Source organism: Streptomyces anthophorae (assembly GCF_049310305.1).
GTDB lineage: Bacteria > Actinomycetota > Actinomycetes > Streptomycetales > Streptomycetaceae > Streptomyces.
Genome location: NZ_JBLWQQ010000001.1, coordinates 588137 through 600624, shown reverse-complemented (window position 1 = coordinate 600624; position 12488 = coordinate 588137). Strand labels below are relative to the sequence as shown.

Annotated in this window: 11 protein-coding genes; 9 read left to right on the top strand and 2 right to left on the bottom strand. The window is 71.8% G+C overall.

Annotation, left to right across the window (positions count from 1 at the left end):
* The first annotated feature begins 111 nt into the window (after positions 1-111).
* Positions 112-771, top strand: a complete 660-nt coding sequence (locus ACNYS0_RS02645) for a DUF4232 domain-containing protein (protein WP_422470987.1) — start codon at positions 112-114, stop codon at positions 769-771.
* A 24-nt stretch (positions 772-795) separates the two neighbouring features.
* On the opposite strand, the gene ACNYS0_RS02640 is transcribed toward ACNYS0_RS02645, so the two are convergent.
* Positions 796-1686, bottom strand: a complete 891-nt coding sequence (locus ACNYS0_RS02640) for a LysR family transcriptional regulator (protein WP_422470986.1) — start codon at positions 1684-1686, stop codon at positions 796-798.
* Positions 1687-1820: 134 nt separating this feature from the next.
* Between ACNYS0_RS02640 and ACNYS0_RS02635 the strand changes: the two genes are divergently transcribed.
* The 5 genes from ACNYS0_RS02635 (at position 1821) to ACNYS0_RS02615 (ending at position 8718) form a co-directional block, all read left to right on the top strand.
* Positions 1821-2906, top strand: a complete 1086-nt coding sequence (locus ACNYS0_RS02635; RefSeq protein WP_422470985.1) for an alcohol dehydrogenase catalytic domain-containing protein — start codon at positions 1821-1823, stop codon at positions 2904-2906.
* A gap of 154 nt (positions 2907-3060) precedes the next feature.
* Positions 3061-4434 carry a sodium/glutamate symporter gene (locus ACNYS0_RS02630; RefSeq protein WP_422470984.1) on the top strand — a complete coding sequence of 458 codons (1374 nt, stop codon included), beginning with the start codon at positions 3061-3063 and terminating at the stop codon, positions 4432-4434.
* A 148-nt stretch (positions 4435-4582) separates the two neighbouring features.
* Positions 4583-6028, top strand: coding sequence for an Nramp family divalent metal transporter (locus ACNYS0_RS02625; RefSeq protein WP_422470983.1), 1446 nt, complete (start codon positions 4583-4585; stop codon positions 6026-6028).
* Between the two features lie 31 nt (positions 6029-6059).
* Positions 6060-7793 (top strand): IlvD/Edd family dehydratase, encoded by a 1734-nt coding sequence (locus ACNYS0_RS02620; RefSeq protein ID WP_422470982.1) that lies wholly within the window; start codon positions 6060-6062, stop codon positions 7791-7793.
* Between the two features lie 25 nt (positions 7794-7818).
* On the top strand, positions 7819-8718 hold the full coding sequence (locus tag ACNYS0_RS02615) for an LLM class F420-dependent oxidoreductase (RefSeq protein ID WP_422470981.1): 900 nt from the start codon (positions 7819-7821) through the stop codon (positions 8716-8718).
* Positions 8719-8728: 10 nt separating this feature from the next.
* On the opposite strand, the gene ACNYS0_RS02610 is transcribed toward ACNYS0_RS02615, so the two are convergent.
* Positions 8729-9580, bottom strand: coding sequence for a LysR family transcriptional regulator (locus ACNYS0_RS02610; RefSeq protein WP_422470980.1), 852 nt, complete (start codon positions 9578-9580; stop codon positions 8729-8731).
* 178 nt (positions 9581-9758) lie between these two features.
* On the opposite strand from ACNYS0_RS02610, the gene ACNYS0_RS02605 reads away from it, so the two are divergent.
* The 3 genes from ACNYS0_RS02605 to ACNYS0_RS02595 all read left to right on the top strand — a co-directional run bounded on the left by ACNYS0_RS02605 (position 9759) and on the right by ACNYS0_RS02595 (position 12322).
* Entirely contained in the window at positions 9759-10121 is a 363-nt protein-coding gene (locus tag ACNYS0_RS02605; protein WP_422482429.1) for a DoxX family protein, read from the top strand.
* Between the two features lie 94 nt (positions 10122-10215).
* Positions 10216-10827 carry an acyl-CoA-like ligand-binding transcription factor gene (locus ACNYS0_RS02600; protein WP_422470979.1) on the top strand — a complete coding sequence of 204 codons (612 nt, stop codon included), beginning with the start codon at positions 10216-10218 and terminating at the stop codon, positions 10825-10827.
* Between the two features lie 19 nt (positions 10828-10846).
* Positions 10847-12322: an FAD-dependent monooxygenase gene (locus tag ACNYS0_RS02595; RefSeq protein WP_422470978.1), complete on the top strand. Its 1476-nt coding sequence runs from the start codon at positions 10847-10849 to the stop codon at positions 12320-12322.
* Positions 12323-12488 lie beyond the last annotated feature (166 nt).

Genomic DNA, 12488 nt, shown 5'->3' with positions numbered 1-12488 from the left:
ATGAGTGCGTGGTCGACAGGAACGGTTCACCCGTCGGTCGGGGTCCTAAAGATCAGTAACGCTCGCCCCCACCGAGCGGACAGCACCACCGACCACGGAGGAACCGAAACCATGCGCGCTCAGAAGACCGCCCTCGCCGCCCTGGCCCTTGTAGCGGGCCTCTCGCTCACGGCCTGCCAGGGCAACGAGGACTCCGCCGCGGGCACCGACGACTCCGGTTCCTCCTCCTCGTCGTCCGCCGCCGCCTCCGACTCGGGTGGCGGCGGCGACGCGCAGCAGGGCGGGGACGACAAGGCCACGAACACCGGGGACGACACCGCCACCACCGGCTCGGCGGACGCCGACGAAGGCAGCGGCGGCGGGCAGATCAACACCGGCCCCTGCAAGACCGCGAACCTCGCGTTCAGCACCGCCCACGGCATGGGCGAGGGCGACCTCATGGTCACCATGAAGAACACCAGTGACGCCTGCTCCCTCAAGGGCTTCCCGGGCGTCGACCTCAAGGCCGACAACGGCCCCGGCGGCATCAGCGCCAAGCGCAGCGACCGCACCGCCCCGGCCGTCGTCCTCAAGAACGGCGAGGAGACCCGCTTCACGCTGCACACCCCGCGCAACGACACGGGCGGCTCGGGCCTCGACATCGTGAGCATCGTCGTCACCCCGCCGAACGAGACCCACTCCAAGACCCTGCCGGTCTCCCTCAACCTGCCGGTGAGCGACTCCACCGACGCCAACGTGACGGTGGACCCGGTCGGCTCCGGCAAGCAGTGACCAACAGGCCGCTGCCGGCCGTCCTCACGCCGACACCAGGGCCCGGACGACCGCCGAGATCGCGGGGGCGGGTGAGCCGGGCAGGCGTGCCACGTGCACTCGACGGATCTCGGGCGGCGCGCCCTCGACGCTCAAGAGCGTCACCCCCGTCGGCAGCACCGGCGCCATCCGGCTCGGCACGGTGGTGACACCGAAACCCTCGGCGACCAGCTGCGTCTTCGTCAGCCAGTCGCGCGTCCAGTGGACGACGCGCGGCCGCCCCGGCAGCCCGGGCCAGACCCCGAGCAGGGGTTCCGGGCGGGACGAGGGCGCGGCGATCCAGTCCGCGTCGACCAGTTCGTCGAGGTGCACCGCCGTGCGCCCGGCGAACTCCCCGGTCGACGACGCCGCCACCACCAGCTCGGTGTCCTCGACGGTCTCGAACCGCAGCCGCGGCGACTCGCCGTCCGACGGCCGGTGCGGCGGTCGCGAGGTGAGCAGGGCCAGATCGATCGAGCCGGCGCGCAACGCACGGATCAGGGCGGGGGTGGTGCCCTCGCGCGTGGTGACCGTGATCCGCGGATCGGCCCGCGCGAGGCGCCGCAGCGCGGCGGGCAGCAACGCCGCGCCCGCGCTCAGGACCACCCCGAGGCGCACCACTTCGGTCCGTGGCTCGGCCCCGGTGAGCTCGCGCTCCGCCGCGGCGATCGCGTCGAGGACCGTCCGGCCGTGCCGCAGCAGGGTCAGGCCCGCAGGCGTGAGCCGCACGCCGTCGGTGCGACGCTCGAACAGGGCGGCGCCCGCGGCCTGTTCGAGGGAGGCCGCCTGACGCGAGACGGCGGACTGCGTGTAGCCGAGCCGGGCGGCCGCCGCCGTGAAGCTGCCGGATTCCGCGATCTGCCGCAGGACCCGCAGGCCGGCGCTGGAGATGTCCATGGCCCTACGGATAGCACGCCGTCACGCCATGCGGGCCACGCATGCCCGGGATGCCGATCCTTCGCTTCCCGCATGCCCGGAGCGCGCCTAACGTCGATCGCGGAAACCGCCCCCCTCACGCACGGAGGCTCTTGATGCGAGCAGCGGTCCTGACAAAGTTCGGCGCCCCGTTGTCGGTGCGGGAGCTGCCCGCCCCCGAGCCGCACGCCGGTGAGGTGTTGGTCGAAGTGCTGGCCGCCTGCGTGGCCCCGTACGCGGACGAGGTCTTCGGCGGCGTGCGCAACTACCCGCTCGTCCCGCCGGTCGTGCCCGGCATCGGCGGCGTGGGCCGGATCGTTCGTATCGGCCCGGACGCCACGCGGCTGCGGGCGGGCGACCTGGTGTGGTGCGACGTGACCGTGCGCTCGCGCGACGACGCGCTGACCCCCGACATCGCGCTCCAGGGCTGGAGTTCGCGGGGTGAGGGCGGCGCGGCTCTCGCCCGGCACCTGCACGACGGGGCGTTCGCCGAGCTGATGCGCGTCCCCACGGAGAACGTGTACCCGCTGCCCGCGGCCGCGGCGGACGACCCGGTGCGATGGGCGGCGCTCGGCGTGCACGTCATCCCTTACGGCGGGCTGCTGGCCGGCGCACTGGCGGCGGGGGAGACGCTGCTCGTCAGCGGCGCCACCGGGAATCTGGGCAGCAGCGCGGTCGCGGTGGCGCTGGCGATGGGGGCGGGGCGCGTCGTGGCCCCGGGCCGCAATCGCGCCGCCGTCGACCTCCTCACCGGCCGGTTCGGACCGCGGGTGCGCCCGGTCCGGCTTACCGGGGACGAGGCCGCCGACCGCGCGGCGATGGCCGCGGCGGCGGAGGGGCCGATCGACATGGTGCTCGACCTGCTCCCGCCGAGCGCGCCCGGCTCCGTCACGCGCGCGGCGGCGATGACCGTGCGCGAGTACGGCCGCGTCGTCCTCATGGGCGGCGTCGGCATGCTCGGCGGCGACGACCTCGCGTTCCCCTATCCGTGGCTGATGCGCAATTCCATCACCGTGCGCGGGCAGTGGATGTACCCGCGCACGGCGAACACGGGCATCATCCGGCTGGTCGCCGCCGGCGCTCCGGACCTCTCCGCCGAGCGCGTGCGGTCGTTTCCGCTCGACGAGGTCAATGAGGCCGTCGCGTACGCCGCTGCCCACGGAGGCCCGTTCGACCGCACCGTGCTGCTGCCCGCCGCTTGAGCCATGGGAACGGCATGTCTCGTTCACCGGTCGCGATCAGTGTGATAAACGGAATCCTTGGTTTCCCTTTGCTGTTTCTTTACTGATAGAAAACTCCGGATCACCCCGCTCGTCCCGCACTGACTGAGGTGCCTGCCCCACCCCGGAGTCCCCGTTGTCCTACTCACCCTGGTCGCTGCTCAGCGACGCCGGACTGATAGCCGCGCTGCTGCTCGTCGGCACCCTGTTGCGGGCCCATGTCCGGCTGTTCCAGCGGCTGATGCTGCCCTCCAGCGTCATGGCGGGCTTCCTCGGCCTCGCGCTCGGGCCCGAAGGGGCGGGCCTGCTGCCGTTCTCCGACCAGCTCGGCACCTACGCGTCCGTGCTCATCGTCGTGGTGTTCGCCTGCCTCGCCCTCACCGACGGCCTCGGCCTCAAGGGCTTCGGCAAGGCGGCGGGCTCCTTCGGCTCCTACGGTGTCGCCGCGTACGCGTTGCAGGTGGGTATCGGCGTGGTGCTCGGTCTGGTCCTGCTCCAGCCCGTGTGGGACGTGCCCGACGCGTTCGGCGCGCTGCTCTTCGCGGGATGGGCCGGCGGCTTCGGCACGGCGGCCGCGCTCGGCACGGCCTTCGAGGCGAACGGCTGGGAGGGCGCAAGCTCGCTCGGCTTCACCTCGGCCACCGTGGGCATGCTCGTCGGCGTCGTCGGCGGCATCATCCTGTGCAACTGGGGCGCGCGGCGCGGACACACCCGCAGCGTCGGCCGTTTCGAGACGCTCCCCGAGGAGCTGCGCACCGGCCTCGTGCGCAAGGACGAGGAGCGCCACCCCACCGGCCGCGCGACCACCTCGCCCGCCTCCATCGAACCGCTCGGCTTCCAGATCGCGGTGATCGCCGCGCTCGCCGCCGCCGCGTACGGCGTCTCCGAGTGGATCACCGGGATGTTCCCCTCGCTGATGCTCCCGGTCTTCGCGCTCGCCTTCATCCTGGGCCTGATCCTGCGCGCCGTCGTGGCCCGCACCAAGGCCTGGAACTACGTCGACGGGGAATCGCTCAAGTCGCTCTCGGGCACCGCCACCGACGTCCTCATCACCTGCGGCATCGCCTCCATCGTGCCCAGCTTCGTCGCCGACTACTGGCTGCCGCTGGCGCTGATGTTCGCCGTCGGCCTCGCCCTCGTGCTCTTCCTGTTCCTGGTCGTCGCGCCGCGCCTCTTCGAGGGCAACTGGTTCGAGAAGGGGCTCGTGACCTGGGGCTGGACGACCGGCGCCGCCGCGACCGCGATCGCCCTGCTGCGCATGGTCGACCCCAAGCTGAAGAGCGGCACGCTGGAGGAGTTCGGCGTCGCGTACATCCCCGTCGCGCCCGTCGAGACGGCCACCGTGACCTTCGTGCCCGTCCTGCTGTCCGCCGGTGCCGCCTGGGCCGTCGGCGGTGCCTGGGCCGCCCTCGGCGTGCTCGCGCTCGTCCTGCCCTGGCTGGCCGGATGGGCGCCGCGAGGCAAGGCGAAGGCGGGAGCCGAACCGGCCAAGGAGAGCGCCGGAGTCTGAGAGATCACGCCGCGACAGCGCCCCGGGCCACCAGGCCCGGGGCGTTCTTCGTGCGCACCCCCTGGACGATCTCCGTGAATCATCCGATGATTGCTGGGCATCGCAAAGCGCTCCACTTCCGCCCCAACGGCCCCCGGAGACGCCCCAGATGACCGAGACCGGAAACTCCCCCTCCCCAGCGCCCGCCCCCTTCCCCCTGCGCACCAAGCTCCTCCCGCCACCCGCCGTACGGGAACTGCCCGCACCGCCCGCGAAGACCTGGCGCATCATCGGGCCCGGCATCGTGGCCGCCGGGGTCGGGGTGTCCTCGGGCGAGTTCATCCTCTGGCCGTACATCGCCACGCAGGCAGGCCTGGTGTTCCTGTGGGGCGCCGTGGTGGGTGTCGTCACCCAGTGGTTCCTCAACATGGAGATCGAGCGGTACACCCTCGCCACCGGCGAGACCGCGGTGACCGGCTTCAACCGCTACTGGCGGCACTGGGGCCTGGTCATGGTGGTGTTCACCTACGCCGCCAACCTCTGGCCGGGCTGGGCCACCAGCTCGGCGACCATGCTCAGTTACGTGTTCGGCGGCGAACCCGCCTACATCGGCATCGGGCTCCTGGTCCTCATCGGTCTGATCCTCACCCTCGCGCCCGTCGTCTACAACGCGCTGGAGAAGCTGCTCGGCGTGAAGATCCTCGTCATCGGCGGCTTCTTCGTCCTCGCCCTGATCCTTGCGGTCACCGCGACCACGGTGGGCGATCTGCCGAAGGCCGTCACCGACGCGACCTTCCCCTCCGAACTCGGAGTGGCCGTCCTCATGGGCGCCCTCGCCTACGCGGGCGCGGGCGGCGGCCAGAACCTCGTGCAGAGCAACTGGATCCGCGACAAGGGCTTCGGCATGGGCCACTACGTGCCCCGCCTGGTCAGCCCGGTCACCGGCAAGGAGGAGGCCGCGGGCCCCGTCGTCGGCTATGTCTTCGAGCTCAACGAGACGAACATGGCGCGCTGGCGCCGCTGGTGGCGCTTCGCCAACGTCGAGCAGGCCCTCACCTTCGTACTCGTCACCGTCGTGACGATCGTGATGTCGTCGCTGCTGGCGCACTCGACGCTGTTCGGGACCGGCGGGCTCGAGAACAACGTCGCCTTCATCGAGAAGGAGGGGCAGGTCCTCCAGGAGCGCGTCGGCGACTGGTTCGGCGTGTTCTTCTGGCTGGTCGGCGCGTTCTCGCTGTTCAGCGCGGCCACCGGCATCATCGACTACACCAGCAGGATGGCGGCCGACGTCCTCAAGTCGACCTACCTGCGGGGGAGCCGGGTCAGCGAGTCGCGGATGTACGCGCGCCTGGTGTGGGCGGTCGTCGCCATCGGCGCGATCGTCCTGCTCTCCGGGCTCGACCAGCCGCTCGTCCTGCTCGTCATCTCGGCGTGCGTGTCCGGGCTGATGATGTTCGTGTACTCGATCCTGCTCCTCGTCATGAACCGCACCGCACTGCCGGGCCCTCTGAAGGTGCGCGGCGTTCGCGTGGCCGCCCTGGTGTGGGCGGTGGTGCTCTTCGGTGTGCTGTCCGTGCTGACGGTGCGGCAGCAGCTCACGGACCTGTTCGGCTGAATACCCCAACATGCGTACAGGAGTGGAATACATGACGGATGGTCACGCGGCCCGCCGCAGCCAGGCATGGTTCGGCGCCGCCGGACGCGGCGGCATGGTGTACCGGTCGTGGATGCGCAACCAGGGCTTCGGGCCCGAGGTGTTCGACGGGCGGCCGGTCATCGGCATCGCCGTGTCCGCCTCCGAACTCGCCCCCTGCAACGCCCACTTGACGCGCGTCGCCGAGGCGGTGAAGCGCGGGGTGTGGCAGGCAGGCGGCTTCCCACTGGAATTCCCCACCATGGCCACCGGCGAGACACTGATGCGGCCCACCGCCATGCTGTACCGCAACCTCATGGCCATGGAGGTCGAGGAGCTGATCCGCGCCAACCCGCTGGACGGCGTGGTCCTCCTCTCCGGCTGCGACAAGACGACCCCCGCCATGCTCATGGGCGCCGCGAGCGTCGACCTGCCCGCCGTGATGGTGACCGGCGGGCCGATGCTCAACGGCAAGTTCCAGGGCCGCGACGTCGGTTCGGGCACGGCGGTGTGGCAGATGGAGGCCGAGGTCAAGGCCGGGCGGATGACCGAGGAGGAGTGCTTCTTCGCCGAGGGGTGCATGGCCCGCTCCAACGGCCACTGCATGACGATGGGCACGGCCTCCACCATGGCGTGCATGGCGGAGACCCTCGGCATGCAGCTGCCCGGCTCCGCGACCTGGCCCGCCGTCGACATGCGCCGCTTCGAGACCGGGCAGGCGGCGGGCCGCCGCATCGTGGACATGGTCGAGGAGGACCTGCGCCCGTCCCGCATCCTCACCCGCGAGGCCTTCGAGAACGCGATCCGCACGAACGCGGCGATCGGCGGTTCCACCAACGCCATCATCCACCTGACGGCACTCGCGGGACGGGTCGGCGTACGCCTCGACACCGAGGACTTCGACCAACTGGCGCGCGACGTACCGACGTTGCTCAACCTCATGCCGTCCGGGAAGTACCTCATGGAGGACTTCTGCTACGCGGGCGGCCTGCCCGCCGTCCACCACGAACTGGTACGGGCCGGACTCCTCGACGGCGAGCAGCTGACGGTCACCGGGCGCAGCATCGCCGAGAACGTGGCGGACGCGGAGCGCATCGGCGACGAGGTGATCACGGGAGTGGCCGACCCGTTCCAGCCCGCCGGTACCGGGACGGCGGTCCTGCGCGGCAACCTCTGCCCCGACGGCGCGGTCATCAAGCAGTCCGCGGCCTCGCCGCACCTGCTCACGCACACCGGTGTCGCCCGCGTCTTCGACTCCCCGGAGGCCTACCACGCGGTGTGCGACGACCCGGACCTGGACGTCGACGAGGACACCGTGCTCGTCATCCGCGGCGCTGGCCCGAAGGGCTACCCCGGCATGCCCGAGGTGTCGAACGTGCCGCTGCCCACCAAGCTCCTGAAGGCCGGGGTCACCGACATGGTGCGGGTCTGCGACGGCCGGATGAGCGGCACGGGATACGGCACGGTCGTCCTGCACGTGGCACCGGAGGCGGCGGTCGGCGGCCCGCTGGCCCTCGTGCGCGACGGGGACACCATCACCCTGGACGTCCCGAAGCGCTCGCTGCACCTGGCGGTCGACGAGGCCGAACTGGCGCGCCGCCGCGCGGCCTGGCAGGCACCCGAGCCGCGCCACACCAGCGGCTACGCCTGGCTCTACACGCAGCATGTCGAGGGCGCCGACCGCGGCGCGGACTTCGACTTCCTGCGGGGATGCCGCGGCAGCGCCGTGCCGCGCGACTCGCACTGAGGCGGGTGTGGGTAGCCTCGGAGGCATGGCCAACATCAATTTCAGTTCTCGTGTCGGCGTCTGGTGGACCAGTGACCGGTGGCCGATCAATGACGTCGTCGCCCGAGCCCGTGAGATCGAGAACCTCGGCTATGCCTCGCTGTTCTACGGCGAGGCCGGAGGCAAGGAGACGTTCACGCAGGCCGCCGCCCTGCTCGGCGGCACCGAACGCCTGGTGGTCGGCACCGGCATCGCCAACATCCACGCCCGCAGCGCCCCGGCGAGCGAGGCGGGCGCCCGTACGCTCGGCGCGCTGCACCCGGGCCGGTTCGTGCTCGGCCTCGGCGTCAGTCACGCCCCGCTGGTGGAGCACAGCTACGCCGGTTCCTACAGCAAGCCGCTGGCCACCATGCAGGAGTACCTGCGGACCATGGACGCGGTGCCGGACGCGGTGGAGCCGGACGGGCAGCGCCCCGCGCGGCTCCTCGCCGCACTGGGCCCGAAGATGATCGAGCTCTCCGGCAAGGCGGCCGACGGGGCGCACCCGTACCTGGTGACGCCGGAGCAGACCGCGTACACCCGCGAGCAGCTGGGCCCCGACAAGTGGGTGGTCAGCGAGCAGGGCGTCGCGCTCACCACGGACCGGGAGACCGGTCTGCGGCGCGCGCACCAGCATCTGCACATGTACTCGCAGCTGCCCAACTACCGCAATTCCTGGCTGCGTCAGGGATTCGACGAGTCCGACGTGGTCGTCGGAGGCTCGGACAAGCTGGCCGAGGCCATGGTGGCCATGGGTGACGCGGAGGCGGTCGCCGCGCGGGTGCGGGCACACCTGGACGCGGGCGCCGACCAGGTCGTCGTGCAGGTCCTCGGCGACGACCCCTCCGACGACCCGCTGCCCGCGCTGCGGGAACTCGCCCCGGCCCTCGGCCTGCACACCGCCTGAGCGGCGCGGGTCAGCCCCGGTACGTCGTGGTCGCGAGCTGGACGAACGAGCGGATCAACGGGTTGGTGTCGCCGTCGTTCCACGCCGCGACCACGCGGCTCGGCGGCATGTCGGTCAGCGGCACCACGGTGAGCCCCCGCGCCGGCCGGTGACTCAGGAGTGTCATGCCGACCGTGCCGTTCCACAGCACGGCCTGCTGGCATTCCTGCACGGTGCGGACCACCGGGCCCTCGCGGGGCCGCCCGCCGCTCCAGTACGCCTGCCAGTCGGGGTCGGTGCCCGGCGGGAACACGAACCAGCGGCGGTCGGCCAGTTCCGCGAGGGTCAGGCTGTCGCGGCCGGCCAGCGGATCGTCGGAGCGCAGCAGGGCGCCCACCGGGTCGGAGCGCAACTCGCGCACGGCCAGCCCTGTTCGGTCGAACGGGCCACGGGTCAGGGCGACATCGACGAGCCCGGCGTGCAGCCCGCAGGTGGGATCGGTCAGATCGGTCTCGCGCACGTGCACCTCGACCCGCGGGTGCCGGCGGCTGTGGGCGGCCGCAAGGCGGGTCACGTCCGGATCGGTGCTGTCGCCCAGGACGCCCACGGTGAGGGCCGCGGTCCCCGCCGCCGCTGCCACCCGGACACGGAGCAGCTCGGCCCGCTCCAGCAGGGCGCGCGCCTCGTCGAGCAGCACCGTGCCCACCTCGGTCAGCGCGACACCGGCGGGGGAGCGGTCGAACAGCGCGGCTCCGACCTCGGTCTCCAGCTGTTTGATCGCCCGGCTCAGCGGCGGCTGGCTCATGTGCAGGCGGGTGGCGGCCCGGCCGAAGTGGAGTTCCTCGGCGACCGCCACGAAGTAGCGCAGCGCGCGTAGCTCCATGCGGGGACGATACCCGTACGGTATCGGCGTCGCGCAACAGGTCTTGGACGGATCGCGTGCCCCGGCGGTGGAATCGGGGCATGACCGAGCAACCGCAGCCCCGCGCGCCGCTGGGCGCCCTCGCCGTACCGTCCCTCTTCGCGCCCGCGGTCGACCTGGGGCGGGCGTCATGAGCGCGGTGTCCGTCGCCTATTGGATCGTCGCGGGACTGCTCGCCCTGTTCTACGTCTACGCGGGCGGGCTCAAGGTGGTCCGCAGTCGAGAGCAGTTGCGGCCGATGATGGCCTGGGTGGACGACACGCCGATGCGGGCCGTCAGGGCGATCGGGGCGCTTGAACTGCTCGGCGCGCTCGGCCTGGTGCTGCCGCCGCTGACCGGGATCGCGCCCTGGCTCGCCCTGGTCGCGGCCATCGGGTTCGTGGTCCTCCAGGTCGGGGCGACCCGGCTCCACCTGCGCCGAGGCGAGCGCCAGGTCGCGCTGAACGGTGTGCTGCTCGGCGTGGGGGCCGTGACCGTGGGATTGGCGACGTCCTGGCTGTGAGCCGGGGCGAGGCACGCGGAGAATATCTGCGCATCACGCAACATTGCTTGTTGCGAATTATTGCGTACCACGCAATGTTTGCTACCGTGGGGCCATGAGCGGACTGAGAGAGCGCAAGAAGGAAGCCACGCGCGTGGCTCTGAGCTGGGCCGCGATCAGGCTCACCGTGGAACGCGGGCTCGACGAGGTCCGGGTGGAGGACATCGCCGACGCGGTCGGTGTCTCGCCGCGCACCTTCAACAACTACTTCTCCAGCAAGGCGGAGGCGATCGCCTTCCGTCACCTCCGGCGCTCCCTGCGGGTGGCCGAGGACGTGCGGTCCGCGCCGGAGGGCGAGCCGCTGTGGGAGGTCATCACCCAGGCGGTGCTCCGGCAGCTGGAGCCCGGACCCGAGGTGCGGGACATGCCGCCGCAGGAACCGGCCGACTGGGTGGCCGGGCTCCGGGTGATGGTGGCGGAGCCCGCGTTGCAGTCCGAGATGCTGCGGGCGGGCAAGCTCGCGGAAGGCGAACTGGCCGCGGCGATCGCGGACCGCACCGGCACGTCCGTCGATACCGACCTCTATCCCCGCCTGGTGGCCGCGAGCGTGACCGCCGCCAACAGTGCCGCGCTCGACCTGTTCCTGCACGGCGGCGCCGAGCAGCCGATGGAGCCACTGCTGCGCTCGGCCCTCACGATGCTGGCCGCCGGGCTCCCGACCCCTTAGTGCCTCAAGGAGGCATGTCATGTTCGACGTGATCATCGCCGGTGGCGGCCCCAACGGGCTGATGCTGGCCGCTGAACTGGCCCTGGCCGGGGTCCGCCCGGTCGTCATCGAGAAACTCGCCGGCCCCACGACGGAACCCCGGGCGAACGGCCTGGTGGGCCAGGTCGTACGCATGCTGGACCGGCGCGGCCTGTACGCCCGGATCAGCGGCAGCGACGAACCGGTCAGGCCCGTGCCGCGCTACATGTTCGGCGCCTTCCCCCTGGAACTGCACCGGCTCGATCACAACCCGGTCGGCATCCTCCCCGCGCCACAGGCCCGGATCGAGGAGGTGCTCGCCGCACGGGCCACCGAACTCGGGGTCGACCTGCGCAGGGGCAAGGAAGTCACCGGCGTCCAACAGGACGCCGACTCGGTCCGGGTGACCCTGTCGAGCGGGGAACGGCTCGCGACCCGCTATCTGGTGGCGGCCGACGGAGGCCGCAGCACCGTGCGCCGCCTGACGGGCATCGGCTTTCCCGGAGTGACCAACGACGACTTCGTGTCACGCTCCGCGACCGTGTCCGCGCGCGAGGAACACGTGGGCCCACAAGGCGAGTTGATCGTTCCCGGTTACGGAACGCTGCCGCCCACCATGTACGTGCGCACCGAGCGCGGAACCATCGTCTGGGCCCGGCTGCCCGGTCGCCCCGCGAGCATCCACACCACGGAGGTCGAGACACCGGACGACGCGGACGGTTCCGCGCCGATGACCTTCCAGGAACTCCTCGACAGCGCCGAACGCGTCCTGGGCGCACCGCTGCCGGTACTCCCGCCCGAAGGCGAGGGACCGCACCTGCTGCGCCGCCTGGTCGGCGGCAACACACGGCTGGCGGACCGCTACCGGGAAGGACGCATCCTGCTCCTCGGGGACGCCGCCCACGTGCACTCGGCGATCGGCGGTCCCGGCCTCAACCTGGGCCTCCAGGACGCCGTCAACCTCGGCTGGAAACTGGCCGCCACGGTGCACGGTTGGGCGCCCGACGGCCTGCTCGACACCTACGACGAGGAGCGCCGCCCCGTCGCCGAACGCGTCGTGGACTCGACCCTGGCCCAGTCGGCGCTGCTGCGCCCCGGCCCGGAGGTCACCGCCCTGCGGACCGTCTTCGGTGAACTCCTCGACACACCCGCGGGCACGGAACGCATCGCCCACCTCGTCGCCGGCACCACCGAGGGCTTCGCCCCCGACCTCGTCGTGCACACCACCACGGGAACCCGCCGGCTGGCCGAACTGACCGTCACCGCACGCCCGTTGCTTCTCGACCTCGGCGGCGACTTCGCCGACGTGGCCAAGCCCTGGCGCGACCGGGTCGACGTCATCACCGGCACGACGGACGACACCGACGCGACCGGCATGCTGCTGCGCCCCGACACCCATGTCGCCTGGACCGGGGGCGGCCCGGAGGATGCGCCCGGCCTGGAGGCGGCGCTGAATCGGTGGTTCGGTCCGGCGTAGGCGAGTGTCGCGTACCCCGTGGCGGGCCGTCGGGGTGCAGACGCGGAGGTCCCGGACGGCGGCACCTGGAAATTCCACGTCCCAGGTGCCGCCCTCTTGCTTGTCCACCAGGTTCGGATGGTCGAATCGACTCGGATCTCCGCCGTGCAGTAGACCAGAAAGGGTG